Source organism: Streptomyces sp. NPDC005863, assembly GCF_042871345.1.
Lineage (GTDB): Bacteria > Actinomycetota > Actinomycetes > Streptomycetales > Streptomycetaceae > Streptomyces.
On sequence record NZ_JBIAII010000016.1, the window covers coordinates 79046 to 105317 of the forward strand.

Consider the following 26272-nt stretch of genomic DNA (forward strand, 5'->3'; position numbering starts at 1 on the left):
TCTCCGTCTGTCGGGCCCGGACCGCCCGGCGGTCCTTACCTCCGGCACGTGTCGTGGTGGGGCCACGCTAGCGGCGGCGAGGGTCAGACGCTTCTCGATTCCTGACCGGATCTGTACTCACCGGATTCGTACTGACCGGATTCGTACTGACCGGATTTGGCCGCTCCGCCGCGGGTTCCCAGACCGAGGAGTCGTGGGCGAAGAGGACACGTCGCGGGTCGAAGTCGGCGAGCCGGTCCAGCCAGCGCGGATAGGGAGGGAGCGGCTGTTCGACGCCGTGGAGCGCGGCGTCGCGGGCCAGCTGGGCGGAGGCGAATTCGGGGGCGAAGTCGTGCGCCTGCCCTGCGAGGACGACGCTGCCGTCACCTCGCCGCAGCACCAACGACTGATGCCCGTCGGTGTGCCCGGGCGTAGGGACGACCCAGATCCCCGGATGGAGTTCGACCTCGCCGCGGACCTCTTCGTAGGCAGCACCGGGAAAGTCGATCAGTTCATCGACGGTGTAGTCACCCCGACGTGCGGCGGCGAGTTCGACGTCCTGGACGAGGATGGGCACGCCGCCGAAGAGGGGGTTGCCGCCACAGTGGTCGAAGTGCAAGTGGCAGTTGACGACCATGGAAATGTCACCGACACCGACGCCGACCCCCGCCAGGGCCTCGTCCAACGCCCGCCTCCGGGGCCGGTAATGAGCCTCGGTCCCGGCATCCGCCTCGCCGATACCGGTATCGAAGAGAAGCAGCCCGCCGTCGTGCCGCACGAGATAGGCGAGGGCTGGTTCGACGCGGGGGTGCGGGCCGCCGACCTCAGAAGCAGGCCGAACAAACCAACCAAGATCGAGCCGCCGCACCACGATGTCCCTGCCCATGCGGCCATCTTGGGCGGGGAGAGGGGTGACGTACAGGGGGATCTGCCGAGGGCAGAGGGGCGGGCGGCGGAGACGGGACACCGGGCACTGGACGCCGGACGCCGGACGCCGGACGCCGGACGGGTCACGATGCGATGGGCTTGTGGGCGAGGAAGAAGGCTTGCCGGCCCAACCGAGGCCTCTCGCTCGCGTCAGGTTCGCGGATCAACTGGGCATCCACGACGAGGCCGGCGTTGTTCATCAGGTCGGCCATCAGATCGGGTGCCATCCAGTAGACGTCGAGCGACAGCTCGTGGCCGTATCCCTTGTGCAGGTGCCGACGCTGATTTCCGGCCTTGAACGCCAGGAGCATGGGGCCGCCGGGGGCCAGCACCCGGTGACATTCCGCGAAGACGGTTGGCAGGAGCTCTGGCGGGGTGTGGACGGTCGAGTACCAGGCGACGGCGCCGCCGAGTGCCCCGTCCGCCAGGTCCAGAGCAGTCATCGATCCCTCTTCGAACCGAAGGCCCGGATGGGTCCGGCCGGCGACCGCGATCATCTCGGGGGAGAGGTCGATTCCGAAGGTGTCCACTCCAAGTGAGTGGAGGTGGGCCGTGATGCGACCGGGGCCGCAACCGAGGTCGGCGACAGGTCCGGTGCCCGGTGCCTGCACGAGCTCGGAGAACGCGGCCAGCATGGCACGGTCCAACGGCTTCGCGTCCAACTCGTCGCGCAGGAGCTTCTCGTAGTCGACGGCAACGGTGTCGTAGGCCGCCCGAGTGGCGTGCAGGTAGGTCGCTTCGGTCATGGCCCATGACCGTAATGCTGTCCCTGCCTGGCCCGCTGGACGTGCCGCGGCGGTGCTGCGGCCGACGGCAGCCTGGTGAAGCTGGACCGCTACCTCCACAACCGGGCCGACGGCATGATCGGAGCGTTGTCCCACGCCATCCGGGGCGCCGCGATCGACGCGATTCCGGGCGGGACCGAACGCGTGACCAAAGACGTGACCAAAGAAGGGCTCGACGAGATCCCCCTGGACCACGCCGCGGAAACCGTGAAGAAGCCGGTGAAGAAGGCGGCCACCAGGTGACCGAGACGCTGCCCGAACAGCTGGCCAGACTCCCCGTCCAGGTCTCAATGCGGCTCGGCGAGGGCACCGACTCCTTCATCCGCCGACTGGCTCAGGCCAACCATCTCAAGCCTACGGACGCGGGAAACGACCACGCGCTGACCGACTCGCCGCAGTTACCGGCCGTCGACAAGAGGTACTGGGACGGGTGCTGGCCGATCTGGTGCGAAAGAAACGTGCGAGGCCAGCCCCGGACAAGCCCAAGTGACGTGTCACCACCAGCGCGGACAAGCCCGCGCTCGTCGCGGCGATCCGTCGGGACGTCCGAGCAGGAGAGCAGTCCGTCGGGAAGTTGGCGGCGAGCACGGCGTGGGCCGATACATGGTTCGCCAGGCCCTCGCCTCATCGACTCCTCCACCACGCAAGGAACGCGCGGCCATCCAGGGCCGGGCTAAAGGACGCGTCGGTCCCGCCATCGACGTCATCCTCGACGAATACGCCGCCACCAGCGTGTCCTACGGAACCGTTCACCGCTAGGTCAGAGGCTGCTGACAGTTCATGCAGTGAAGGACAATCACACGATCATTCTGCCTGGGCGACGTCATGGGCATGCTCCAACACCGTGTTCACCACCAGCTTGGCATCCTGACGGACGAAGGACCGGCCGCAGCCGTCTCATCCAATCCAGTCCCCGCAGGTCAACGCGATCCGGCCCGACTAACTTCGCTGCGACAGGTCAGCCGCCGTTGGCGGCTCGCCTTCCGAGATCACCGGTCCCCTGTCCTCTGCCAACGAACCTTGGACGGCTTGTCACTGAAGTCGGACCGGCGGAGACCGCCTGTGCGGGGGCGGAGGGCTGCAAGGGCCGGGCTTCGCGCCTTGAGTGCCGGCTGGGTGTCACCAGTCGACGTGCGCCTCGATCCAGCGGTCCAGTCCCGCCGTGTCGCCCTTGGGGGGCAGTTCGCGGGCCGGACTGACCTGACTGAGGGGAGAAGCAGCGAGTTGCAGATGGGTGAGGTAGCCGTAGGGACCGTTGTCCGCGTGTGGCCCCACGATCACGGCCTGCGTGGCGGTGCGCCAGATCCGGTGGAGCATCGGCGGGCCCGTCACCACGGCCGCGTCGCTGGTGACCGTCCGCTCCGGAGCGGCGCCGAGATGGGCGGTGACGGCGTCCGCGGCTTGGTCGAGTATCTCGGCGCACGCCTCCACCGTGGACGGGCGGTGGACCGTCCAGCCCGGGGCCCTGCCCCAGTCGTCCACGAGTTCGCCCAGCCAGGGCATGTTGTCGAGGTCGTCGTCGTGCGGGTCGACGGGATACAGCTGCCCGAACACCAGGAAACGTCGCGCTGCCGGGTCCCCGAAAGGGGTGTCGCCCTCGGTGCACAACGGATGCCCGTAGCCCGTGCGGTAGGAGTCCGTCAGGCATGCGTGTTCCCAACTCCAGCCCCGAGCGCGCAGAACGGCGTCGAGCGCGTCGAAGCCATCCGCAGCCGTCGGTTGCTGCGGCAGGGCGAGGAACTCTGCCACGGCGGCCGGGGTCAGGGGGCAGTGGGCCAGTGCGTGCACAGGGGTGGGCATGGGGGTCAGGTTAAGACGTGTCTTTGGGATCGTGGCGACGATCGCGAGGCGCCGACAGAGGGAAGCGCTCGCAGGAGAAGTCACCGACGTTCCACTCCTGAGGCAGATCCTCGCCGCAGAAGACGCATACGAAGTCCTCCTCCCGCACGATGTTGAGCTCCCGGCAGGAGTGGCATCGGCGAAAGACGACCTTGTGCGTGAATCCGGGCGGTCGCTGGATCCCGATCCGATCCAGAGCCTTGGCCACGGCGGGCCATGAGCTGATGTCCGGGCAGTAGCCGGTCGACTGATTGCTGACCTCCTCGACCGCCCACCGCCCGGACTCCTCGCGGAAGCTCATCTCACCGGCGCTCAGGACCTCTCCGCCGCCGGCACACACCACGTGCTCACTGCGGCGCAGGGCCAGTCGCAGCACCCCGTCGCCGTCGACGACGAACGTGAACGGCTCAGCCAACTCGTCCCGAGCCAGCGCCGATACCCACTCGCCGAAGTCCGCTGCCGAGCGGACGCCCCACCCCTCACCACCCGCCCGGACGAGCTCTTTCAACTCAGCCGGGCCCACATACCGATACCTCTGCCCCCGTGTCTCCACACACGCCAACCTAGCGGCCCACACAGCCAGGCCTTGGGGGATTACCGCTCGGCGACTACGGCGGACTGGTGACAGAAATCCCTGCGAAGTGACAGTTGTCGCTGCGAGGCACACGGACGCGAGACAGTGGCGTGGCGCACTTTTGCAAGCGGGTGCTTGCAAAAGTTAGCAAGGGTGCTGCACCATCGACGGCATGGCATCGCTCAACGTCGGCAATCTCGGTGAGTACCTGCGCGAGCAGCGGCGCAACGCGCAGCTGTCGTTGCGGCAGCTCGCCGACGCCGCCGGGGTGTCCAATCCGTATCTGAGCCAGATCGAGCGCGGCCTGCGCAAGCCGAGCGCCGACGTCCTGCAACAGGTCGCCAAGGCGCTGCGGATCTCCGCGGAGACGCTGTACGTGCGGGCCGGGATCCTCGACGAGAAGGAGCGGGACGAGCTGGAGACGCGCGCCGTCATCCTCGCCGACCCGTCCATCAACGAGCGCCAGAAGCAGGTGCTCCTCCAGATCTACGAGTCGTTCCGCAAGGAGAACGGCTTCGAGACCTCGTCGTACGTGGAGGACGTGGAGGACCAGGACGTTCGGGATGATCGCGATGATCAGGAAGATCAGGACGGACCCGGCGACGACCTCCGCGGAGCCGACGGAAGCGCGTGATGCCCGTCCAGACGCACGGAGCTCGACGTACTAAAAAACCCGAGCCACAACCGCAACATAACCCTCAAGTGACAAGCTGACGCGAATCCGGGAGGACCATCGTCATGGCCATCACCGATGACCTGCGCAAGACCCTCAGCAACCCCACGCCCGCCTACTTCGTCGCCGGTTCCGCGGACCTCGCGTTCCAGCAGGCGAAGAAGGTGCCCGGCATCGTCGAGCAGCTGATCGCCGAGGCGCCGTCCCGGTTCGAGGCGGTGCGCAACACCGACCCCAAGACCGTGCAGGACAAGGCCGCCACCCGCGCCAAGGAGGCGCAGGAGACCCTGCAGGCCAGGGTCACCGAGGTGCTCGGCTCGCTCGACACCGACCTGAAGAAGCTCGGCGAGACCGCCCAGGACCTGGCGCTGCGCGGTGTCGGCGTGGCCGCCGAGTTCGCGGTCAAGGCGCGCGAGAAGTACGACGAGGTCGCCGAGCACGGCGAGCAGGCCGTGAAGGCCTGGCGCGGCGAGGCCGCCGAGGAGATCCTCGACCTGGCCGAGACGGTCGAGCCGGACGCCGAGCCGGAGACCGAGCCGGAGACCGGCAAGGTGGCCGGTGGCGCCCAGACCTCCGAGACCTCCACGGTCACCCCCGTCACCCCCGTGACCCCGGCGCCCCGCCAGCCGTCCGCGGCCGCCGCCCCGGCGAAGAAGCCCGCCGCGAAGAAGACCGCGGGCACGCCCCGCAAGACCGCCGCGAAGAAGACCACGCCGCCCGCCAAGTAGGCGGAGCAGACCCGGTCGCGCGTACGGCGCGTGTACGGGACCGGAGCGGGACGGCAGCGGAACGGGCACTACCCGAGTGCCCGTTCCGTTGACCGGGTAGCGGGTACCGTGGCCGCGTAATGATGAGCCGAGACTGGTGGTGGACGTTGTGCTGATGCAAGGGTTCGCGAACTTCATGTGGCTGCTGTCGCTGGCCCTGATCGTCTTCAGCGGATTCGCGCTCATCGACGCCGCCGTCCGGCGCGAGGACGCCTATCGCGCGGCGGACAAGAAGACCAAGCCGTTCTGGCTGATCATCCTCGGCCTCGCCTTCGTGGTGAACCTGATCTTCCAGATCATTTCGTTCCTGCCGATCATCGGGCTCGTCGCCACCATCGTGTACATGGTGGACGTGCGCCCCGCAATCAAGCAGATCTCCGGCGGCCGGGGCGGCCGCCGCGGCGGCTCCAGCAGCGACGGTCCGTACGGGCCGTACAACGGCGGCCGCTGACCCGTACCGAGCATCATCGGCGGCGAGCCCGCCGGGTGACCTCACCGCCCGCCCGGTGTCCGGTCCAGGAGCAGGACCGCCACGTCGTCCGTCAGATCCCCGCCGTTGAGGTCGCGCACCTCGTTCACGGCGGCTTCGAGCAGTTCGTCGCCCTGCAGCCCGGCGGCGATCTGGCGGCGGACCATCTCCACCATGCCTTCCTGCCCCAGCCGCTGATTGCCCTGGCCGATCCGGCCCTCGATCAAGCCGTCGGTGTAGAGCATCAGGCTCCACGTGCCGCCGAGCTCCACCTGCCGGCGCGGCCAGCGGGCGCGCGGCAGCAGTCCGAGCGCCGGGCCGCCGTCCTCGTACGGAAGCAGCTCGGCGAGCCGGCCCTCGCGCGCGATCAGCGGCGACGGGTGCCCGGCGAGACAGAGTCCGGCCCGGCGGCCGTCGGGGGCTATGTCGACCGTGCAGAGCGTCGCGAAGATCTCCTCGTCCGCGCGCTCGTGCTCCAAAACCTTCTGCAGCGTGGAGAGCAGTTCGTCGCCGCACAGGCCCGCGAAGGTCAGCGCGCGCCAGGCGATCCGCAGCTCCACGCCGAGCGCGGCCTCGTCGGGGCCGTGCCCGCAGACGTCGCCGATCATGACGTGCACGGAACCGTCGGGCGTGCGCACGGTGTCGTAGAAGTCCCCGCCGAGCAGCGCGCGGGAGCGGCCGGGCCGGTACCGCGCGGCGAAGCGCAACGGTGAACCGTCCAGGAGTGGCGTGGGCAGCAGGCCACGCTCCAGTCGGGCGTTCTCCTGCGCCCGCAGCCGGGACTCGGAGAGCTGGCGCTGGGCGACGTCGGCGCGCTTGCGCTCCACCGCGTACCGGATCGCGCGGCTCAGCAACCGGCCGTCCAGCTCCTCACGGAAGAGGTAGTCCTGGGCGCCGACGCGCACGGCCTCGGCGCCGGCCTCGGAGTCGTCGTTCGCCGTGAGGGCGAGGACGGCGTGCCGGGGCGCGAGGCGCAGCACGTGCCTGAGCGCCGTGAGCTCGTCCTCGTCCGCCTCCGCGGCGCCCGGTCCGGCCAGGGCCAGGTCGAGCAGGATGCAGTGCACGTCGTCCGTGAGCAGCCGCTCGGCCTCGGTGAGGTTGCGGGCGGTACGGATACGGATGGGCTTGCCCGCGGAGTCGAGAAGCGCGGGGAGGCTCAACGAGCCCGTGGGGTCGTCCTCGATCACCAGCAGGGTGAGCGCGCCGGAGTTGCCGCCGGTGCCGGTGCCGGTGCCCGTGCCTGGGCCAGTGCCCGCGCTCGGGCCGGTGCCCGTGCCGCCGCTGCCGTTGCTGTCCTTTTGGGTGTGGCTGTTGTCGGTGGATCCGGTGGTGCCGGTGGATCCGGATCCGGCGGTGCCGGTGGAGGCCGCCGTGTCGTACGGGGGCGCCGCATGAGCCTGACCGCCTTCCGCGGCCGGGATCGCTCTCTGCCGCGGTATGGGTACGGGCATCGTTTGGTCCTTCCCTCCCCCCGAGGGCGTGGTGCCGCGCAGGTCGACGCAGCACCGACGGGGACCATAGCGGTAGCCGCGCCTCCATTGGAATGCCGCGCGGCAAACGGCCACCGTCATATGCCGCATCCAGGAACGCAATTGGGCACGGCAGGTCCCTGCGGGGGATGACGAACATCACGCCGTGAGGGTTGAGCGGGACGCCCCGGCGTGCACTGGGTCACACCCGTATCCCCGTATCCCCGTAGGGCGCGGCCCCCACCGCGACCCCACCCCGGCCCCCGCCGCGGCCCTCGCCCCGCCCCCACCGTGGCCGCTACTTGTCCGGCCGTACGACCCCGAGGATCTGCATCGACCCCGCCCCCGTGATCGTCACGTCCCGGCCCGGCCGGGGCGCGTGCACGATCGCGCCGTCGCCCAGGTACATCCCGACATGGCTCGCGTCCGAGTGGTAGATGATCAGGTCACCGGGGCGCATGTTCTTGACGTCGACGTGCGGCAACTGCTTCCACTGCTCCTGCGAGGTCCGCGGAATGCCGCGGCCCGCCGCCGACCAGGCCTTCGAGGTGAGTCCCGAGCAGTCGTACGACCCCGGGCCCTCGGCGCCCCACACGTACGGCTTGCCGATCTGGGCGGTGGCGAACGCGATGGCCTTCTTGCCCTGGGCCGACGCCTTGCCGTCGATGTCCTTCAGGACGCCCGAACTCACCCACGCCGACTGCTTCTTGAGGGCGGCTGCCTCCTCCATCTTCCGCAGCCGCTCCCGCTCCTTCTTCTCCAACGTCGACTCGAGCTTCTCGGCGGCCGCGATCTTCTTCTTGATCCGCTTCTTCGACGCCGCCTTCGCCTTGCGGTTGGCCTCGAGCTTCTTCCAGCGGGCGGTGGCGTCCTTCGCGTAGATCCGCAGGTCCTCCTGCGTGCGCTCCAGCTCGGTGAGCATGCCCTTGGTGGCCTTCTCGCCCTGCCGGATGCGTCCCGCGCCGTCGAGGAACTGGCCCGGGCTGTCGCTCAGCATCAGCCGGGCCTCGTCCGGCAGGCCGCCGCCGCGGTATTGGGCGCGGGCCGCTGCGCCCGCGCGGGCCTGCAGCCTCTTGAGCTTCGCCTGGCCGTCGGCGATGTCCTTGGCCAGCTTCACGATCTGCTCGGACTGCTTGTCGGCCTTCTCCTCGGCGGCGTTGTACGCATCCGTGGCCACGCCCGCGTCGTGGTAGAGCTCGTCGATGTCCTTGCGGACCTGCTCCAGCGACTTGTCCGATCTGGGGGCCGGGCCCGTGGGCCGTGGAGGGGCCGGGCTCGCGTACGCCGCACCCGGTGCGGTCACCACCACAGCCGCGCAGATCAGCGCCACAGTCGCCGCCGCCGAGTATCGCTTGCCGGTCACGTCCTGCCACCCCCAAAGCTGATTTACCGTCAGTAACTTACGGTCGCCAACGGGATGGTGCCACGCCGACGCCCGATCCGACAGAGCCCGGCGGCAACTCCGATCCCCCCACTCGCTCCATGTGACGTGCGACACGCGGAGATCGTTCCCCGCCGGCTCCGCACACCGGACCATCTCCGGGTGACGTCCGGGTGGCCCCGGAGTGACCTCGGGGTTCACCCCGACGGAGGCAGCCGGGGTTCCTCCCGATGGAGGCGTCGGGGTCACGGGCCGAGACGGCCGGGATCCACCGGCTCACCCGGCGGAAGCGGACGCGACGTTCACCCCACCCGAGGCGTCAACGCCCCCCACCCCACCGTCACTTCCCCCTGCCGCCACCGCGAAGTCCCGTCGCGCACCGGCCAGTCGGCGGTCAGGTCGCGGACCGCCCTGATCCACCGCTGCCGGGCACCGTACGAGGCGTACGGTGCCGCAGCCGCCCAGGCCCGGTCGAAGTCCCGCAGGAACGCGTGCACCGGCTCGCCCGGCACGTTCCGGTGGATCAGCGCCTTCGGCAGCCGCTCGGCGAGGTCGGAGGGGCGCTCCAGGGAGCCGAGCCGCGCCGCGAACGTCACCGTGCGCGGCCCCTCGGGCCCGAGCGCCACCCACACGTGCCGGCGCCCGATCTCGTCGCAGGTGCCCTCGACGAGGAGGCCGCCGGGGGCGAGGCGGGCGCACAGCCGCCGCCAGACGTCGGCGACCTGCTCCTCGTCGTACTGCCGCAGGACGTTCGCGGCCCGGATCAGGACCGGAGCACCGCCCGGCAGCGGCACCTCGAAGCCGCCGTGCCGGAAGGTGAGGCCCTCGCGCGCGTACGGGGCGGCCGCCGCGACCCGCGCCGGATCGATCTCGATGCCGACCACGCGCGCGTGCGGCGCGACGGAGCGCAGCCGCAACAGCAGTTCGACGGCGGTCCAGGGGGAGGCGCCGTAACCGAGGTCGACGGCGACCGGGTCGGGGGAGCGGCGCAGCGCGGGGCCGTGAACGGCGGCGATCCAGCGGTCCATGCGGCGCAGCCGGTTCGGGTTCGTGGTCCCGCGCGTCACCGTTCCCACGGGGCGGGAAGGGGTGCGTGGGGCCATGGGAGAAGGGTATGCGGGGGCGACCGGTTGAGAGCCCCACGTAATGCTTTGGCAAAATAGGGCACGCGGTGCGCGGGGTGGAAATGGAGCGGCGACATCCGGTGTTCCCCCTCCGGAGGACCGTACGCCCTCCGTGTCGTCATGCCCTTACACCGTGTCGTCATGCCCGTACACAAGGAGGACCGCCACGTGAGCCAGTACGTGTCCAGGCTCGGGCGTCGCTCCCCGACGGCACCCTCCAGGCTCCGCATCCCCGGCTCCGTCCGGCGCCCGCGCCGCGTGGCCATGCTCAGCGTCCACACCTCACCGCTGCACCAGCCCGGCACCGGGGACGCGGGCGGCATGAACGTCTACATCGTCGAACTCGCCAAGCGCCTCGCCGCGATCAACATCGAGGTCGAGATCTTCACGCGCGCCACCACCGGCGGGCTGCCGTCCGCGGTGGAGCTCGCGCCCGGCGTCCTGGTGCGGCACGTGGACGCGGGCCCCTACGAAGGGCTCGCCAAGGAAGAGCTGCCGGCCCAGCTGTGCGCCTTCACCCACGGCGTGATGCAGGCCTGGGCGGGCCACCGCCCCGGCTACTACGACCTGGTCCACTCCCACTACTGGCTCTCCGGACACGTTGGTTGGCTCGCCGCCGAACGCTGGGGCGTCCCCCTGGTCCACGCGATGCACACCATGGCGAAGGTCAAGAACGCGGCGCTCGCCGCGGGCGACACGCCTGAACCCGCCGCGCGCGTCATCGGCGAGACGCAGATCGTGCGGGCCGCGGACCGGCTCATCGCCAACACCTCCGAAGAGGCCGACGAACTCATCCGCCACTACGAGGCCGAGCCCGGCAAGGTCGCCGTCGTCCACCCCGGCGTGAACCTCGAACGGTTCCGGCCCGCCGACGGCCGCGCCGCCGCCCGGCACCGGCTCGGCCTGCCGCAGAACGCCCTCGTGCCGCTCTTCGCGGGCCGCATCCAGCCCCTGAAGGCGCCCGATCTGTTGCTGCGCGCGGTCGCCGTCCTGCTGGACGAGCGTCCCGCGCTGCGTTCGAACATCGTCGTCCCCATAGTCGGCGGTCCGAGCGGCAGCGGCCTGGCGAAGCCCGAGGGGCTGCAGAAGCTGGCCGCGAAGCTGGGGATCGCGGACGTGGTCCGCTTCCAGCCGCCGGTCGGCCAGGAGCAGTTGGCGGACTGGTTCCGCGCGGCGTCGGTCCTGGTGATGCCGTCCTACAGCGAGTCGTTCGGGCTCGTCGCCATAGAGGCGCAGGCGGCGGGCACGCCGGTGCTCGCGGCGGCGGTGGGCGGCCTGCCGGTGGCCGTGCGCGACGAGGAGACCGGCTTCCTCATCCAGGGCCACGAACCGGCCCACTACGCGCGCGTGCTGCGCGATTTCGCCGACCACCCGCATCTCGTGGACCGCATGGGCGAGGCGGCCGCGCGGCACGCGGAGTCCTTCGGCTGGGACACCTCGGCGTCCGCCACGGCGGACGTCTATACGGCGGCCATGCACGACTTCCGGGCGTCGCAGCGTCACGTACGCTCGCACCATGGCTGAGCAGGCGAACACTCCTCCGGAAGGCACTCCTCCGGAAGGCACTCCTCCGGACACCGCGACGGTCATCGAGCGGACCCTGGACGACGCGGAGCTCGAGTGGGAGGCCGCCGGGCCCGGCTCGTACGTGGTGAAGCTGCCCGGCACGCGGAAGCTCTCCACCACGCTGTCACTGCGGGTCGGCAACCACTCCCTCTCCCTGAACGCCTTCGTGATCCGCCACCCCGACGAGAACCACGAGGCGGTGCACCGCTGGCTCCTGGAGCGGAACCTCCGCCTGTACGGGGTGAGTTACGCGATCGACTCCCTCGGCGACATCTATCTGGCCGGCAAACTGCCGCTCGCGGCGGTCACGCCCGCGGAACTGGACCGGCTGCTCGGCTCGGTCCTCTCCGCATCGGACGACTCCTTCAACACGCTGCTGGAGCTCGGGTTCGCGTCGGCGATCCGCAAGGAGTACGAGTGGCGCGTGGCGCGGGGAGAGTCGACGCGGAACCTGGACGCGTTCACGCACCTGACGCGTCCGCAGGCCTCAGGGGCGCGCGGGGACGGACGGGGCTGAGGCGACGGCCTCCGCGGTGATGGACGGGGCGGAGGCGAGGGCCTCCGCGGCGACCGCGGGAGCCGGAACAACGGTTTCCGCGGGAGCCGACTCCTCCTTGCGTACGGATTCCTCCTTGCGTACGGGCTCCTCCGGAAGCGCCCGCATCAACCCCCAGTACCCCAGCGCCGCCACCGTTCCGAGCACCGCGCACATCCCCCACAGCCACTCCGCGCCGAACCGGTCGATCGTGAAGCCCGACATCAGCGGGGCGACGAGCGCGGCCACGGACCAGGACATCGTGTACATGCCCTGATAGCGGCCGCGGCCATGGGTGGGCGAGAGGCGGACGACCAGGCCGGTCTGGGTCGGCGCGTTGACGATCTCGGCGAGCGTCCACACGCACACCGTCATCGCGAAGGCGCCGACCGATCCGGCGAACGCGGTGAGGCCGAAGCCGTACCCGGCGAGGACCGAGGAGATCACCAACAGCCGCCGCGGATCCCGGTGTTCGATGAACCGGGTGACGGGGATCTGCAAGGCGACGATCAGCACTCCGTTGACGGCGATGGCGATGCCGTAGTCGGAGGGGGCGAAGCCCGCCTGGCCCATCGCGACCGGCAGCCCGACGGACCCCTGCTGGAAGATCAGCGCCACGAGGAACGAGAGCCCCATGACGCCCATGAACCGCCCGTCCTTGAGGACCGCCCCCATGCCGACCGCCGGCTCCGCGGCCTTCTCCAGCGCCGTGCGCACGGGCCGCGACTCCGGCAGCTTCGCGAAGACGACGATCGCGCACGCCATGGTCATGGCGGCCTCGATCAGGAACCCGGCGCGGTAGCTGTACGAGGCGATGAAGCCGGCGCCCGCCGAGGAGATCGCGAAGCCGAGGTTGATGGCCCAGTAGTTGAGCGAGAACGCCCTGACCCGGTCCTCGGGCCGCACGATGTCGGCCATCATCGCCTGTACGGCGGGGCGCGAGGCGTTGCTGGCCATGCCCACGAGGAGGGCGACGCCCGCGATGGCGACGGGATGCTCCATGAAGCCGAGCACCGCCACGGACACGGCGGTCGAGGCCTGCGCGATGAGCAGCGTGGGCCGGCGCCCGAGCCGGTCGGTCATCACCCCCGCGCCGAGCGAGGAGATGACACCGCCGAGCCCGTGCAGCGCGGCCACGAGCCCCGCGTACGAGGCGGAGTAGCCCCGCTCCAGGGTCAGATACAGGGCCATGAAGGTGGCGACGAAGGCGCCGAGCCGGTTGATCAGGGTGCTGGTCCACAGCCACCAGAAGGCTCGGGGAAGCCCCGAGACGCTCTCACTGACGGCGCGTCTCACGCGTCCTGTGGCGGCATACGGCATGGAGGTCCCCCCGAAGGTGCAAACGGCTGACGTGTAAGTGTCGAAGACGGCATGCACACATTACGAGTCCCGCACCCGGACCCGCCACACAATTGACGAACGCCGTCAACTGTCACGACCGCGGCCCCCTCCCGCCGACCCCCTTGTCCGCTCCCGCGCCCGCGCGCGCGACGCCCCCCGCCGTTCCATTACGCTCAGAGGCATGGCCGACGCACCGTACAAGCTGATCCTCCTCCGCCACGGCGAGAGCGAATGGAACGCGAAGAACCTGTTCACCGGCTGGGTGGACGTCAACCTCAACGAGAAGGGCGAGAAGGAGGCGGTCCGCGGCGGTGAGCTGCTGAAGGACGCCGGCCTGCTCCCCGACGTGGTCCACACGTCGCTCCAGAAGCGCGCGATCCGCACGGCCCAGCTCGCCCTGGAGTCGGCTGACCGCCACTGGATCCCGGTCCACCGCAGCTGGCGCCTGAACGAGCGCCACTACGGCGCGCTGCAGGGCAAGGACAAGGCCCAGACCCTCGCCGAGTTCGGCGAGGAGCAGTTCATGCTGTGGCGCCGCTCGTACGACACCCCGCCGCCGGCGCTGGACCGCGACGCCGAGTACTCCCAGTTCGAGGACGCGCGCTATGCGACGCTGCCGCCCGAGCTGCGCCCCCAGACGGAGTGCCTGAAGGACGTCGTCGTCCGCATGCTCCCGTACTGGTTCGACGGCATCGTCCCGGACCTGCTGACCGGCAGGACGGTCCTGGTCGCGGCGCACGGAAACTCGCTGCGCGCCCTGGTCAAGCACCTGGACGGCATCTCCGACGCCGACATCGCGGGCCTGAACATCCCGACCGGCATCCCGCTCTCGTACGAGCTGGACGCCGACTTCAAGCCGGTGAAGGCCGGCGGCACCTACCTCGACCCGGAGGCCGCGAAGGCGGCGATCGAGGCGGTCAAGAACCAGGGCAAGAAGAAGTAAGGGCCACACAAGTGGCTCGGCCTGCGTTTCGCGCGTAGGCCGGGGACCGCGTGGCGTGCATCGGCTCTGTGGGCAGCTGCCTGCAGAGCCGATGCGCGTTTCAGGACGGCCAGGCGTCGGCCATCCGGAAGCAGACCACGGTTCCGCCGAAGCGGCTGGGTCCGGAGTGCCAGGAGTCGGCGACGGAGTCGACCAGGAGCAGCCCGCGCCCGTGCGCGTCGTCGGCATCGGGACGTCTGAGCCGCACGGCGTCCGGGAGCCCCGGATTGTGCACCTCGACCCGGAGCGAGGCATCCTCGCGGAACCACTCCACCCGGACAACCCAGGGCTCGTCCGACCTGCTGTGGACCACGGCATTGGTCACGAGCTCCGAGATCATCAGGACGCAGTCGTCGATGGAGCAGGCGGGTTCGTACGGAGCGATGAACTTCCGGAACCAGCGCCGGGCCCGAGGCGCGGATTCCGCTACGGGATGCAAGGTCATCGCGCCGAGGCGCGGCGACTCTTCGCAGGGGTGGCGGCAGATCGTGTAGGTCATCGGCGTTCCGCACCTCTCACTCCAGAGGTCGTCAGACCTCTCTATACTTCTCACTCTGGAGCTTCATCTCTAGAGATGTCAATCGAAATGTCGGAAGAGGCCGTGGCCGTCGGAGCGTGGCGGCGTACGCAGCGACCGCCCGCCAAACCCGTGGCCTAAGGTGTCTAGAGAAGAGAGGGAGGAGACCTGCGGGATGGTCCACACCGAAGACGGCCCTCGGCCCAAGTACCAGCGGATCGCGGACGGCCTGCGCGAGGCGGTCCAGACGGGTCAGTACGGTCCGGGTGACCGCTTGCCGGGGGAGAACGACCTCATGGCCGCGCATGGCGTGGCCCGCATGACGGCCCGCCAGGCTCTGGGCGTCCTCAAGGACGAGGGCATCGCCGAAGCCCGCAAGGGAGCAGGCGTGTTCGTCCGCAGCTTCCGCCCGCTCAGGCGCCGGGCCGTCCAGCGGCTGGCCGAACAGCAGTGGGGCAACGGCCGTTCGGTCTGGGCGGTGGACATCGAGGACCGTTCCCTCGATGTCGATGAGATCGCCGTCTCCGAGGAGGCCGCACCCGAACACGTCGGCACGGTCCTGGACTTGGCCGACGGACAGTCGGTATGCGTGAGGCGTCGGCGTTTCGTCCTGGACGGCAAAGCGATCCTGCTCGCGACCAGCTATCTGCCCATGTCCCTGGTCGCCGGTTCCGTGATCACCCAGCAGGACACGGGGGATGGTGGGACGTACGCCAGGCTCGCCGAGCTCGGCCACGGACCGGCGCACTTCCGCGAGGAAATTCGTTCACGCATGCCGTCGAAGGACGAGGCGGCGCGCTTGAGCACGTCGGCGGGTACCCCGGTCATCCTCATCTGCCGCACGGCGTTCACGACCGAAGGCCGCGCCGTCGAGTTCAACGAGATGACGCTGGACGCCGCCTCGTACGTTCTGGAATACGACTTCGACGCCTGACGCCGGCACCCGTGGTGAGGCGACGTCGGCGCCGCCCTCTGGTGCTGACAACGGTCTTTACGGCCGGGGGAGCCGGGGAAGTCGCCACAGTGCCGTCTCCGCCCGGGCCCGCGGTGGCGGCATTTCGCGCACCAAGTGGTAGAGGTTCTCGAAGTACGCCTGCCAGCGGTCCGGGTCCGGCAGAGCGTTCCGCACCCGCTTCTGTCGCTCCACCCGCACCAAGGGCTCCATCTGCTCCCATACCGAGATCACCGATCCGCCCAAGTACCCGGACACGGGTTCGATGTCCACCACGCCGTGTGAGACCAGGGCGCCCAAGTTGTCGTAGAACCAGGCAAGTTCACGGATCAGGTCTCGTTCGGCCTCCGGAAGGCCTGCCATGCCGTTGGAGGGATCGCAGCCGGGCAGTCGCTCAAAGACGAGATACCGGGCATGCGCCAGACGCGCACTGCGATGCTCACGGAAGAGGTCGACCAGGACCGGCAGCGTGTTCGCGTGTTCCGTCAGGCGCAGTTGCCGCAGGGACACGAAACCGGACACTCCCAGCGCCATGGCCGACACGAGCAACGCCGCGATCTCCATCAGGCCCCCCGACCGACGTCGCTTCTGCCTCCTTCCTTCCCGGCCGGGGCACGGGCAACACCCACGCCCGACGGCCTCAAGGACTACCCGAATCCGTGATCCCCTGAGCCAGGCTGCGGACCACCTCCAGGATCCACTGGCCGAAGCCGGTGGGGGCGATCAGTACGCCGAAGACCAGCACGATGGCCACCGTCAACTGCTCGTCGTTGCGGCTGCGGGCCTGCGTTCTCCTCCGCAGACGCAGGACGATGACGACAGCCAGCAGAACCGCCACGTTGATCGTCAGAACCACGGCCAGGCCCCCTCGGATGAGAACGTCCCGGCTTTCCTGTGTAGCCCGAAAGCACTCCTATTGGGTCTCCCGTCGCCCGTACTTGGCAGCAAACCGCTCTTCCGCGACCGAATCGGCACGTGCGTGACGTGTATGCCACCGCCACCTCCCGAGGGCGGCCGTGGGAGGCGCTCGTACGGCGGGAACGGCGCACGCGCGCGTGCGCCGTTGATGCGCCCGCCCCCGTGGGCATGCAATGGGCAACAGGCAGTACGTCGTACGCCTTCGAGGAGGAGACCATGGCCGAGTGCCCTATGCGCGAACCCGTCCCCGAGCAGCCGGTCGACACGCCTGGGCTGCCCGCCCTCGTACTTCTGGGTGCCTGCGGCTGCGGCTCCGGCTGCAGTTGTGGCTGCCAGTCCGGTGGCCCCTGCCAGTGCGGCGGCGGTTGCGGGTGACCCACTGACACCGCGGCCGGACAGCGCTGTGCCCCGCGCGACACCTGACGTCGTCGTGCGGGGCACCCGCGCGCGGGGGGGAGCGTTACGCGCCCTCCACCGGAGCCGACCCCGTCGAGCCCGCCGCAGACCCCGTCGACCCCGCCGCCTGGATCTCGTCCGCGTGTTCGCCCGTGACCAGGTACACGACCCGCTTCGCGACCGACACCGCGTGGTCCGCGAAGCGCTCGTAATAGCGGCCGAGGAGCGTCACGTCGACGGCCGTCTCGATGCCGTGCTTCCAGCGGTCGTCCATCAGGTGCTGGAAGAGCGTGCGGTGCAGCTGGTCCATCTCGTCGTCGTCCTGCTCCAGTTGGAGCGCCAGGTCGACGTCCTTGGTGATGATGACCTCCGCCGCCTTCGCCATCAGGCGCTGCGCGAGCTGGCCCATCTCCAGGATCGTGGCGTGCAGATCCCGCGGCACCGCCGACTCCGGGAAGCGCAGCCGCGCCAGCTTCGCGACGTGCTGGGCGAGGTCGCCCGAGCGCTCCAGGTCGGCGCTCATGCGCAGGGACGTGACGACGATGCGCAGATCGGTGGCGACCGGCTGCTGCCGCGCCAGCAGGGCTATCGCGCGCGCCTCCAGGTCGTGCTGGAGATCGTCGACCTTCTGGTCGGCGGCGATCACGCTCTCGGCCATCTTCAGATCGGCGTCGAGCATGGCCGTCGTGGCGCGCCCGATCGCGGACCCGACCAGGCGGGCCATCTCGACCAGGCTGTCGCCGATCGAGTCAAGTTCCTCGTGGTACGCGTCCCGCATGTGGCTGTCCCTCTCTCGTACGTCCAGGGGGCCGGCCCCTACCGCTCCGATACGTCGCAAGGGGCTGGCCCCTACGCTCCCACGGTGCGGGCCGCACGCGTCCGTTTCCGGCACCCCACATGAATCGCCCCCGTCGCCAAGGTGAACTGTGGGCGACGTAACCCCCCGTCCCGGCGCGTGCCCGCCGCCACCCGGCCGGGGGAAGTGAACCAGCACCGTCCCCACGGTGAACTCTGGGCGACGAGTGTTCGAGGCGGCACCCGTTTGGCTGTGGGCGACACCGAACCGGCGCATAACCTGGAGACATGGACGTGAACGCGGCGGTCGCCGCAGCGGCAGCGATCGCCGGGGTGTGCACCGGCGTCATCGCCATGCTGGCGTTCCGATGGAGCGAACGCGACCAGAAACGCCCCACCCGGACCTCCCTGCACACCGATCCCGTACTCCCGCCCGGCGTGGACACGGTGCTCTCCGTGCTGCGCTCCTCCGCGGTCGTCCTCGACGAGGCCGACAGCGTGGTCAAGGCCAGCTCGGCGGCGTACGCACTCGGGCTCGTACGCGGCGGGAAGCTCGCCGTCGAGCCGATGCTGCAGATGGCCCGCGACACCCGCCGCGACGGGGAGATACGCCAGGTCGAGCTGGACCTGCCGCGGCGCGGCACCGGACGCGGCGACGCCCTCGCGGTCTCCGCCCGGGTGGCGCCGCTCGGCTCGCGCCTCGTGCTGCTCCTGGTCGAGGACCTCACCGAGGCCCGGCGCATCGAAGCGGTACGGCGTGACTTCGTCGCGAACGTGAGCCACGAGCTGAAGACCCCGGTCGGCGCCCTGAGCCTGCTCTCCGAGGCCGTCATGGACGCCTCGGACGACCCGGAGGCCGTCGAGCGCTTCGCTGGCCGCATGCAGATCGAGGCGACCCGCCTGACCAGCCTCGTCCAGGAGCTCATCGACCTCTCCCGGGTGCAGAACGACGACCCTCTGGAGGACGCCGAGCCCGTCCCGGTCGACGAGCTGGTGGCGGAGGCGATCGACCGCAGCCGGCACCAGGCCTCCCACAAGCAGATCACCATGGCCGCCGGAGGCACCGCCGACCTGCAGATCTGGGGCAACCGCGGCCAGCTCGCCGCCGCCCTCGGCAACCTCGTCGAGAACGCCGTGAACTACAGCCCCGCCCGCACCCGCGTGGGCATAGCCGCCCGCCGGGTCGCCGCGCCCGGTGGGGACCTTGTCGAGGTCGCCGTCACCGATCAGGGCATCGGCATCTCCGACAAGGACAAGGAGCGCATCTTCGAGCGCTTCTACCGCGTCGACCCGGCCCGCTCCCGGGCCACCGGCGGCACCGGCCTCGGCCTCGCCATCGTCAAGCACGTGGCCGCCTCGCACGGCGGGGAGGTCACCGTGTGGAGCTCCGAGGGACAGGGCTCCACCTTCACCCTGCGGCTGCCCGAGGCGGCCGCGCACCGCGACCGCGCAGCCGGTCGTGGCGGCGGCACCGGCGGCGGACTCGACGAGGAGACCGCCACCCCACAGGGCGGGGGCACGGCAACCGCCGCGACCGCCGCGACCACCACGTACGAACCCATTCCTGCCCCGGAGGTCCTTCCGTGACCCGAGTGCTCGTCGTCGAGGACGAGGAATCCTTCAGCGACGCCCTGTCCTACATGCTCCGCAAGGAGGGCTTCGAAGTCGCCATCGCGGCGACCGGCCCGGACGGACTCGACGAATTCGAGCGCAACGGCGCCGACCTCGTCCTGCTCGACCTGATGCTGCCCGGCCTGCCCGGCACCGAGGTCTGCCGCCAGCTGCGCAGCCGCTCCAACGTCCCGGTGATCATGGTGACCGCCAAGGACAGCGAGATCGACAAGGTGGTCGGCCTGGAGATAGGAGCCGACGACTACGTCACCAAGCCCTTCTCCTCGCGGGAGCTGGTCGCCCGCATCCGCGCGGTCCTGCGCCGCCGCGGGGAGCCCGAGGAGGTCGCCCCGCAGGCCCTGGAGGCCGGCCCGGTCCGCATGGACGTGGACCGCCACGTGGTCACGGTCTCCGGCTCCAAGATCGACCTGCCGCTGAAGGAGTTCGACCTCCTGGAGATGCTGCTGCGCAACGCGGGCCGCGTGCTGACCCGCATGCAGCTCATCGACCGGGTCTGGGGCGCCGACTACGTGGGCGACACCAAGACCCTCGACGTCCACGTCAAGCGCCTGCGCGCCAAGATCGAGCCGGACCCGGGCGCGCCGCGCTACCTGGTGACGGTGCGCGGCCTCGGCTACAAGTTCGAGCCGTAAACAGCGGACACCGACCCGACAGCGACATGAAGAAGGGCGGGGCCCCGGTGGGGTCCCGCCCTTCTTCATGCGCGTGTACGACGAGCTGCGTGTGTACGCAGAGCTGTGCGCGTACGGAGATCAGTGCTCGGCGCCGGTCCCGGCGTCGTCCGTACCGTGCTCGCCCGCGTCCGACGCCTCACCGGAGGGGTTGCCGGACGGCTTGCCGGAGCCCGCACCCGAGGGGTCCGTGCCGCCGCCACCGGGCTTGCCGGACTCGCCGGGCTTGCCCGACTCGTTCGGCCCGCCCGACTCGCCGGGCTTCGCCGACCCCGACGCCTTGCCGTTCGGCGCCTGCGGCACCTGGCTCGGGCCCCACTTGGTGAAGTAGCTGTCGGCGGGGACGACGAACGCCTCCATCTTCACGTCGCCGGTCCTGCTGAAGGCGAAGGTGATCCGCTGCGCGTTGCCGTCCTTGACCTCCTCGCCGGCGCCCGCGACGAGCGCGGAGGCGTTGTCCTTGCCGCCGATGACGAGAGAGCCGCCGGCCGGGATGGTCAGCGGGCCGTTCGGCTTGGAGACCTTGTCCTCCTTGCCGCGGGCGAGCTTGGCCTTCGAGTCGGCGCCCTCGACCGAGATGGAGTTCAGCTTCTGGGGCTTGTCACCGGCGTTGAAGATCGTCGCGGAGACCGCGGCAGGGCCCTGGGCCTCCTTGTCCGGCTGGGTGATGACCAGGGCGTTCTGGATCTTGATGTCGCCGACGGAGATCGCGGCGTTGTCCGGCTTGACCTCCATCGTCTGAGCGTTGTTGCCGGCTGCGCACGCGGAGAGCGAGGCAAGCGAGAACGCGATGGCGGTGGCGGCGAGGGCGCCGCGTCGAAGGCTGCGGCTCACGGCGGCGGCAACTCCTTGAACGTGGGCGGTACAGGACGGGGCGGGCGGCCGTAAAGCCGTCCTAAGGGTGTGTCAGCGCGCTTAGGTTACCGAGCCGTTCCCGTGCCACCGCACCCGACCCGCCCCTTAACGCGCCCGGCCGCCCTCCGGACACCACGCGCCCCGCCGGACGGCCCGCGCCCCACCCGTCCCCGTGGCCCCTCGGCCATCTTTCGGATAAGCGCCGTCAAGAGCTCGGGGGCCCCACCGTGCGGATTTCCGGTAAGGAATGCATGGGGGTCCGGAGAATTGATCATCCGGCGCCTTGATCAATTCGGGAAACGCTCCGGACGGCGCACAGCACACCTCTTCCGCCTCCGAACGGAGTATCGAAAGTTCACCGCTTGGAACCGCGCAAACCGGGACGTTCGGCCGCCCGGAGCGCACGTGAGGGGCGCGTATCGGGCGCGTTTCCGGGTCCTCGGAGAGCCGCTCCGACCTGCGAATACCCCGTTCCGGAGGCCCTCCGCAGCACGTTCCTGTTGCTGTTGTCAAGCCCCGAGATATGCCCTGACCTGCGAAAACGCCATTCAGAAGAGGCGGTTCTCGTGTTAGGATGGATAGCCACGGAAGGGGTACCTGTCACATGACGTTCAAGGTTGGCGACACCGTGGTCTATCCCCATCACGGGGCCGCGCTGATCGAGGCTATCGAAACTCGCCAGATCAAAGGCGTGGACAAGACCTACTTGGTGCTGAAGGTCGCCCAGGGCGACCTGACGGTGCGTGTGCCAGCGGACAATGCGGAGTTCGTCGGTGTGCGTGATGTGGTCGGGCAGGACGGCCTCGACCGGGTCTTCGAAGTACTGCGCGCGCCGTACGCCGAAGAGCCCACGAACTGGTCGCGTCGCTACAAGGCAAATCTCGAGAAGCTCGCCTCCGGCGATGTCATCAAGGTCGCGGAAGTCGTGCGTGACCTGTGGCGTCGTGAGCGGGAGCGGGGACTGTCGGCCGGTGAGAAGCGCATGCTCGCCAAGGCCCGCCAGATCCTGGTGAGCGAGCTCGCCCTCGCGGAGAACACGAACGAGGACAAGGCCGAGGCCCTGCTGGACGAGGTCCTCGCGTCCTGACGCGGATGGTCCGGGGCAGCCGCCTCGGAAGTTCCGCGCTGAATCGGCGCAGCAATGCCGCGGTGCCCGCTGACCCTTATGGTGTCGCCGGGCGCTGCGGCATGTTCGTACCCGGACGCGACCCTCGTGGACCGCTGAATCATTACGTGCCGGCCCGGTACGTCGTGTTGGCGACCCCGCACGGGGCCGTGTTCGGCGTGCCGGGTCCGGGCAGCTCGCTCGACCGGATGTCACGGAAGGGTCCGGTCGAGGCGTCCCACCCGGCACGGTGTGGCCATACCCACGTCGGTCGAGCACACAAACCTGAACGGAACCGATGTCTAGCGAATCCCGTACCGCGGTGGTCATTCCCGCGGCTGGGCGGGGCGTGCGCCTCGGCCCTGGCGCCCCCAAAGCACTGCGCGCGCTGAACGGCACCCCGATGCTCATCCACGCGGTGCGTGCGATGGCGGAGTCCCGCGCCGTCTCCCTCGTCGTCGTGGTCGCACCGCCCGACGGCGCCCCCGAGGTCAAGACCCTCCTCGACGACCACGCGCTGCCCGAGCGGACCGACTTCCTCGTCGTGCCCGGCGGCGAGAGCCGCCAGGAGTCCGTGCGGGCCGGTCTCGACGCGCTGCCGCCCGGCTTCGACGTCGTCCTCGTGCATGACGCGGCCCGCCCGCTCGTGCCGGTCGACACGGTCGACGGCGTCATCGAGGCGGTACGCGACGGGGCGCCCGCCGTGGTCCCCGCGCTGCCGCTCGCCGACACCGTCAAGCAGGTCGAGCCCGCCGCGGCACCGGGTGCGCCCGAACCCGTACTGGCCACGCCCGAGCGGGCGCGGCTGCGCGCCGTGCAGACCCCGCAGGGCTTCGACCGGGCCACGCTGGAGCGCGCGCACGCGAGCGTCACCGGCCAGGTCACCGACGACGCCGGCATGGTCGAGCAGCTGGGCCTGCCCGTCGTGTGCGTGCCGGGCCACGAGGAGGCCTTCAAGGTGACCCGCCCCCTCGACCTCGTCCTCGCCGAGGCCGTCCTCGCCCGCAGGAGGGCCAACGATGGCTTCTGAGACGCCCGCACCCGCGCCCCTGCTGCCGCAGGTGGGCATCGGCACCGACATCCACGCCTTCGAAGAGGGCCGCGAGCTGTGGTGCGCGGGCCTGAAGTGGGAGGGCGAGGGCCCCGGTCTCGCCGGGCACTCCGACGCCGACGTCGTCGCGCACGCCGCGTGCAACGCGCTGTTCTCCGCGGCGGGCCTCGGCGACCTCGGCGCCCACTTCGGCACCGGCCGCCCCGAGTGGTCCGGCGCCTCCGGCCTGACGCTGCTCACCGAGGCCGCCCGCATCGTCCGGGACGCCGGCTTCACCGTCGGCAACGTCGCCGTGCAGGTCATCGGCGACCGACCGAAGATCGGCAAGCGCAGGGACGAGGCGCAGAAGGTGCTCTCCGAGGCGGCCGGCGCGCCGGTCTCCGTCTCCGGGGCCACCACCGACGGCCTGGGCTTCCCGGGCCGCGGCGACGGCCTGGCGGCGATCGCCACCGCGTTGGTCGTACGTACGTCGTCGTAGCCGGGCGATGGGGTATTCGTATGCCTCGTACAGGCAGCCGCGCCGTACGCCCACCGCACGAAGGAGTGAGCCATGTCCGCCCAACTCTCCGACGCCCTGAAAGAGCTGCTCGACAGCCCCGTCTTCATCACTGTCGCGACGATTCAGCCGGACGGGAGTCCGCAGGTGTCCCCGGTGTGGGTGAAGCGTGATGGGGACGACGTGTTGTTCTCGACGACGGTTGACCGTCGCAAGGAGAAGAATCTGCGGCGGGATCCGCGGGTGACGGTGCTGGTGCAGCCCTTCGACGCGCCGTACTCGTACGCGGAGATCCGTGGGACGGCGCAGATGACGACGGAGGGCGGGCAGGAGCTCATCGACGAGTTGTCGGTGAAGTACACGGGCAAGAAGTACGCGGAGTTCAACCCGTCCTCGAAGGACGACACCGAGCGGGTGGTCGTCCGCGTCTCGGCACGCAAGGTGGTCGGGAGCATCTGAGGTCTGCTTCTGCTCCGCGGGGCGGGGTCGGTGCGATGGTCTGCCCCCCGCCCGCGGGCGGAGCCTGCTGATGGATGCAGCATCACTGTCGCGACGATTCAGCCGGACGGGAGTCCGCAGGTGTCCCCGGTGTGGGTGAAGCGGGATGGGGACGAGGTGTTGTTCTCGACGACGGTGGACCGTCGCAAGGAGAAGAACCTGCGGCGGGATCCGCGGGTGACGGTGCTGGTGCAGCCGTTCGACGCGCCGTACTCGTACGCGGAGATCCGTGGGACGGCGCAGATGACGACGGAGGGCGGGCAGGAGCTCATCGACGAGTTGTCGGTGAAGTACACGGGCAAGAAGTACGCGGAGTTCAACCCGTCCTCGAAGGACGACACCGAGCGCGTGGTCGTCCGCGTCTCGGCGCGCAAGGTGGTCGGGAGCATCTGAGGACCGCGTCCGCCGTGCCGCGCGGCGCGTGACGTCACAGTTCGGTGCCCTGTGGCCCAAGGGGCGCAGGGCACTGCCCCGCGCCCACTACCCTGGTGTGGTGACGATTCGCCTGTACGACACCAGCGCCCGGCAGATCCGTGACTTCAGCCCCCTCAACGACGGCTGTGTCTCGATCTACCTCTGCGGTGCCACGGTGCAGGCCGCCCCGCACATCGGGCACATCCGGTCCGGCCTGAACTTCGACATCATGCGCCGCTGGTTCGCCTACCGCGGGTACGACGTCACGTTCATCCGGAACGTGACCGACATCGACGACAAGATCATCAAGAAGTCGGCCGAACAGGGCCGCCCCTGGTGGTCCATCGGGTACGAGAACGAGCGCGCCTTCAACAGCGGATACGACGTGCTCGGCTGCCTCCCGCCCACCTACGAGCCCCGCGCCACCGGCCACATCACCGAGATGATCGAGATGATGCGCGGCCTCATCGAGCGCGGCCACGCCTACGAGGCCGACGGCAACGTCTACTTCGACGTGCGGTCCTTCCCGGGCTACCTGGAGCTGTCCAACCAGGACCTCGACGAGCTGCGCCAGCCGTCCGGTGAGGGCGAGACCGGCAAGCGCGACCCCCGTGACTTCGCCATGTGGAAGGCCGCCAAGGAGGGGGAGCCCAGCTGGGAGACCCCGTGGGGCCGCGGCCGGCCGGGATGGCACCTGGAGTGCTCGGCGATGGCCCACAAGTACCTGGGCCGCGAGTTCGACATCCACGGCGGCGGGATCGACCTGATCTTCCCGCACCACGAGAACGAGATCGCCCAGGCCAAGGCCTTCGGCGACAGCTTCGCGCGGTACTGGGTGCACAACGCCTGGGTGACGATGAGCGGCGAGAAGATGTCGAAGTCCCTCGGGAACTCCGTCCTCGTCAGCGAGATGGTCAAGAAGTGGCGGCCCATCGTGCTGCGCTACTACCTGGGCACCCCGCACTACCGTTCGATGATCGAGTACAGCCCGGAGGCCCTGCAGGAGGCCGAGTCCGCGTTCGCGCGCATCGAGGGCTTCGTGCAGCGCGTCGTGGAGATGGCCGGCGGCGTCGTCGAGCCCGCCGCCCAGGTGCCGCCCGCCTTCGCCGACGCCATGGACGACGACATGGGCGTCCCGCAGGCGCTCGCCATCGTGCACACCACCGTGCGGCAGGGGAACTCCGCCCTCGCCGCCGACGACAAGGAAGCCGCCGTCGCCCGCCTCGCCGAGGTGCGCGCCATGCTCGGCGTCCTCGGCCTCGACCCGCTCGCCCCGCACTGGGCCGGCGCGGCGAGCGACCGCGGCGAGGACCTGCACGGCGTCGTCGACGCCCTGGTCCGCCTGGTCCTCGACCAGCGCGAGGCCGCCCGCGCCCGCAAGGACTGGGGCACCGCCGACGCCATCCGCGACCAGCTCGGCCAGTCGGGCCTCGTCATCGAGGACAGCCCGAGCGGGCCCCGCTGGACGCTCGGTCCGCGCTGAACCGACCCCGCTGATGTGCCGCCCGGCCTTCCGGGCGGCACACTTCATAGACGTACACGGCACACTTCAGAGACGTAC

The 26272-nt window shown here is 70.1% G+C and carries 29 protein-coding genes; 16 read left to right on the top strand and 13 right to left on the bottom strand.

Going from position 1 to position 26272, the window contains the following annotated elements; all coding sequences use genetic code 11:
- Nucleotides 1-67: 67 nt before the first annotated feature.
- The gene (locus ACFYO9_RS36155; RefSeq protein WP_358777818.1) at nt 68-865 is read right to left on the bottom strand and encodes an N-acyl homoserine lactonase family protein; all 798 of its coding nucleotides are present in this window, start codon (nt 863-865) and stop codon (nt 68-70) included.
- A 124-nt stretch (nt 866-989) separates the two neighbouring features.
- Nucleotides 990-1652: a class I SAM-dependent methyltransferase gene (locus tag ACFYO9_RS36160; RefSeq protein WP_358777817.1), complete on the bottom strand. Its 663-nt coding sequence runs from the start codon at nt 1650-1652 to the stop codon at nt 990-992.
- A 75-nt stretch (nt 1653-1727) separates the two neighbouring features.
- On the opposite strand from ACFYO9_RS36160, the gene ACFYO9_RS36165 reads away from it, so the two are divergent.
- Nucleotides 1728-1934, top strand: coding sequence for a hypothetical protein (locus ACFYO9_RS36165; RefSeq protein WP_358777816.1), 207 nt, complete (start codon nt 1728-1730; stop codon nt 1932-1934).
- A gap of 876 nt (nt 1935-2810) precedes the next feature.
- On the opposite strand, the gene ACFYO9_RS36170 is transcribed toward ACFYO9_RS36165, so the two are convergent.
- A complete protein-coding gene (locus tag ACFYO9_RS36170; protein WP_358777815.1) occupies nt 2811-3491 on the bottom strand; it encodes a hypothetical protein in 681 nt (226 codons plus the stop codon).
- Between the two features lie 10 nt (nt 3492-3501).
- Nucleotides 3502-4083 (bottom strand): hypothetical protein, encoded by a 582-nt coding sequence (locus tag ACFYO9_RS36175; RefSeq protein ID WP_358777814.1) that lies wholly within the window; start codon nt 4081-4083, stop codon nt 3502-3504.
- Between the two features lie 193 nt (nt 4084-4276).
- Here ACFYO9_RS36175 and ACFYO9_RS36180 point away from each other — a divergent pair, with 193 nt between their 5' ends.
- From ACFYO9_RS36180 to ACFYO9_RS36190, 3 genes are all read left to right on the top strand, one after another.
- Entirely contained in the window at nt 4277-4738 is a 462-nt protein-coding gene (locus tag ACFYO9_RS36180; protein ID WP_355819237.1) for a helix-turn-helix transcriptional regulator, read from the top strand.
- A gap of 104 nt (nt 4739-4842) precedes the next feature.
- The gene (locus ACFYO9_RS36185) at nt 4843-5505 is read left to right on the top strand and encodes a hypothetical protein (RefSeq protein WP_358777813.1); all 663 of its coding nucleotides are present in this window, start codon (nt 4843-4845) and stop codon (nt 5503-5505) included.
- Nucleotides 5506-5641: 136 nt separating this feature from the next.
- The gene (locus ACFYO9_RS36190; RefSeq protein ID WP_388667063.1) at nt 5642-5995 is read left to right on the top strand and encodes a DUF2516 family protein; all 354 of its coding nucleotides are present in this window, start codon (nt 5642-5644) and stop codon (nt 5993-5995) included.
- Nucleotides 5996-6036: 41 nt separating this feature from the next.
- Here the strand turns inward: ACFYO9_RS36190 and ACFYO9_RS36195 are convergent, their stop codons facing one another.
- The 3 genes from ACFYO9_RS36195 to ACFYO9_RS36205 form a co-directional block, all read right to left on the bottom strand.
- A complete protein-coding gene (locus ACFYO9_RS36195; protein WP_358777812.1) occupies nt 6037-7464 on the bottom strand; it encodes a fused response regulator/phosphatase in 1428 nt (475 codons plus the stop codon).
- A 316-nt stretch (nt 7465-7780) separates the two neighbouring features.
- Nucleotides 7781-8845: a C40 family peptidase gene (locus ACFYO9_RS36200; protein WP_355819227.1), complete on the bottom strand. Its 1065-nt coding sequence runs from the start codon at nt 8843-8845 to the stop codon at nt 7781-7783.
- Between the two features lie 320 nt (nt 8846-9165).
- Complete coding sequence (locus tag ACFYO9_RS36205; RefSeq protein WP_358777811.1) at nt 9166-9966, bottom strand: class I SAM-dependent methyltransferase; 801 nt, start codon at nt 9964-9966, stop codon at nt 9166-9168.
- A 189-nt stretch (nt 9967-10155) separates the two neighbouring features.
- Between ACFYO9_RS36205 and mshA the strand changes: the two genes are divergently transcribed.
- Complete coding sequence (mshA, locus tag ACFYO9_RS36210; RefSeq protein ID WP_355819364.1) at nt 10156-11511, top strand: D-inositol-3-phosphate glycosyltransferase; 1356 nt, start codon at nt 10156-10158, stop codon at nt 11509-11511.
- Nucleotides 11504-12070, top strand: coding sequence for a YbjN domain-containing protein (locus ACFYO9_RS36215; RefSeq protein ID WP_358777810.1), 567 nt, complete (start codon nt 11504-11506; stop codon nt 12068-12070). Before mshA ends, ACFYO9_RS36215 begins: the two co-directional genes overlap by 8 nt.
- On the opposite strand, the gene ACFYO9_RS36220 is transcribed toward ACFYO9_RS36215, so the two are convergent.
- Nucleotides 12041-13408 carry an MFS transporter gene (locus ACFYO9_RS36220; protein ID WP_358777809.1) on the bottom strand — a complete coding sequence of 456 codons (1368 nt, stop codon included), beginning with the start codon at nt 13406-13408 and terminating at the stop codon, nt 12041-12043. The two genes, ACFYO9_RS36215 and ACFYO9_RS36220, sit on opposite strands and share 30 nt — an antisense overlap.
- Before the next feature lie 202 nt (nt 13409-13610).
- Between ACFYO9_RS36220 and ACFYO9_RS36225 the strand changes: the two genes are divergently transcribed.
- Nucleotides 13611-14372 carry a phosphoglyceromutase gene (locus tag ACFYO9_RS36225; RefSeq protein WP_355819218.1) on the top strand — a complete coding sequence of 254 codons (762 nt, stop codon included), beginning with the start codon at nt 13611-13613 and terminating at the stop codon, nt 14370-14372.
- Nucleotides 14373-14472: 100 nt separating this feature from the next.
- Here the strand turns inward: ACFYO9_RS36225 and ACFYO9_RS36230 are convergent, their stop codons facing one another.
- The gene (locus tag ACFYO9_RS36230; RefSeq protein WP_358777808.1) at nt 14473-14910 is read right to left on the bottom strand and encodes an ATP-binding protein; all 438 of its coding nucleotides are present in this window, start codon (nt 14908-14910) and stop codon (nt 14473-14475) included.
- Between the two features lie 193 nt (nt 14911-15103).
- Between ACFYO9_RS36230 and ACFYO9_RS36235 the strand changes: the two genes are divergently transcribed.
- A complete protein-coding gene (locus ACFYO9_RS36235; RefSeq protein ID WP_358777807.1) occupies nt 15104-15862 on the top strand; it encodes a GntR family transcriptional regulator in 759 nt (252 codons plus the stop codon).
- 57 nt (nt 15863-15919) lie between these two features.
- Here ACFYO9_RS36235 and ACFYO9_RS36240 read toward each other — a convergent pair whose 3' ends face one another.
- The 3 genes from ACFYO9_RS36240 to phoU form a co-directional block, all read right to left on the bottom strand.
- Nucleotides 15920-16444, bottom strand: a complete 525-nt coding sequence (locus ACFYO9_RS36240; RefSeq protein WP_355819211.1) for a hypothetical protein — start codon at nt 16442-16444, stop codon at nt 15920-15922.
- 76 nt (nt 16445-16520) lie between these two features.
- The gene (locus ACFYO9_RS36245) at nt 16521-16736 is read right to left on the bottom strand and encodes a hypothetical protein (RefSeq protein ID WP_355819208.1); all 216 of its coding nucleotides are present in this window, start codon (nt 16734-16736) and stop codon (nt 16521-16523) included.
- Between the two features lie 522 nt (nt 16737-17258).
- Nucleotides 17259-17972: a phosphate signaling complex protein PhoU gene (gene phoU / locus ACFYO9_RS36250; protein ID WP_358777806.1), complete on the bottom strand. Its 714-nt coding sequence runs from the start codon at nt 17970-17972 to the stop codon at nt 17259-17261.
- 305 nt (nt 17973-18277) lie between these two features.
- Between phoU and ACFYO9_RS36255 the strand changes: the two genes are divergently transcribed.
- Both ACFYO9_RS36255 and ACFYO9_RS36260 read left to right on the top strand, forming a co-directional pair.
- Nucleotides 18278-19576: an ATP-binding protein gene (locus ACFYO9_RS36255; protein WP_358777805.1), complete on the top strand. Its 1299-nt coding sequence runs from the start codon at nt 18278-18280 to the stop codon at nt 19574-19576.
- Entirely contained in the window at nt 19573-20253 is a 681-nt protein-coding gene (locus ACFYO9_RS36260; RefSeq protein WP_127911779.1) for a response regulator transcription factor, read from the top strand. The genes ACFYO9_RS36255 and ACFYO9_RS36260 overlap by 4 nt, the downstream gene beginning before the upstream one ends.
- A gap of 120 nt (nt 20254-20373) precedes the next feature.
- Here ACFYO9_RS36260 and ACFYO9_RS36265 read toward each other — a convergent pair whose 3' ends face one another.
- Entirely contained in the window at nt 20374-21126 is a 753-nt protein-coding gene (locus ACFYO9_RS36265; protein WP_355819200.1) for a DUF461 domain-containing protein, read from the bottom strand.
- Nucleotides 21127-21751: 625 nt separating this feature from the next.
- On the opposite strand from ACFYO9_RS36265, the gene ACFYO9_RS36270 reads away from it, so the two are divergent.
- From ACFYO9_RS36270 to cysS, 6 genes are all read left to right on the top strand, one after another.
- Complete coding sequence (locus ACFYO9_RS36270; protein ID WP_003953493.1) at nt 21752-22234, top strand: CarD family transcriptional regulator; 483 nt, start codon at nt 21752-21754, stop codon at nt 22232-22234.
- A 316-nt stretch (nt 22235-22550) separates the two neighbouring features.
- Nucleotides 22551-23282, top strand: coding sequence for a 2-C-methyl-D-erythritol 4-phosphate cytidylyltransferase (gene ispD / locus ACFYO9_RS36275; RefSeq protein ID WP_355819199.1), 732 nt, complete (start codon nt 22551-22553; stop codon nt 23280-23282).
- Nucleotides 23272-23781, top strand: coding sequence for a 2-C-methyl-D-erythritol 2,4-cyclodiphosphate synthase (gene ispF / locus ACFYO9_RS36280; protein ID WP_358712304.1), 510 nt, complete (start codon nt 23272-23274; stop codon nt 23779-23781). The genes ispD and ispF overlap by 11 nt, the downstream gene beginning before the upstream one ends.
- Nucleotides 23782-23853: 72 nt before the next feature.
- A complete protein-coding gene (locus ACFYO9_RS36285) occupies nt 23854-24258 on the top strand; it encodes a PPOX class F420-dependent oxidoreductase (RefSeq protein WP_358777804.1) in 405 nt (134 codons plus the stop codon).
- A gap of 30 nt (nt 24259-24288) precedes the next feature.
- Nucleotides 24289-24690: a PPOX class F420-dependent oxidoreductase gene (locus tag ACFYO9_RS36290; RefSeq protein ID WP_358777803.1), complete on the top strand. Its 402-nt coding sequence runs from the start codon at nt 24289-24291 to the stop codon at nt 24688-24690.
- 100 nt (nt 24691-24790) lie between these two features.
- The gene (gene cysS / locus ACFYO9_RS36295) at nt 24791-26194 is read left to right on the top strand and encodes a cysteine--tRNA ligase (protein ID WP_358712298.1); all 1404 of its coding nucleotides are present in this window, start codon (nt 24791-24793) and stop codon (nt 26192-26194) included.
- Nucleotides 26195-26272: the final 78 nt, after the last annotated feature.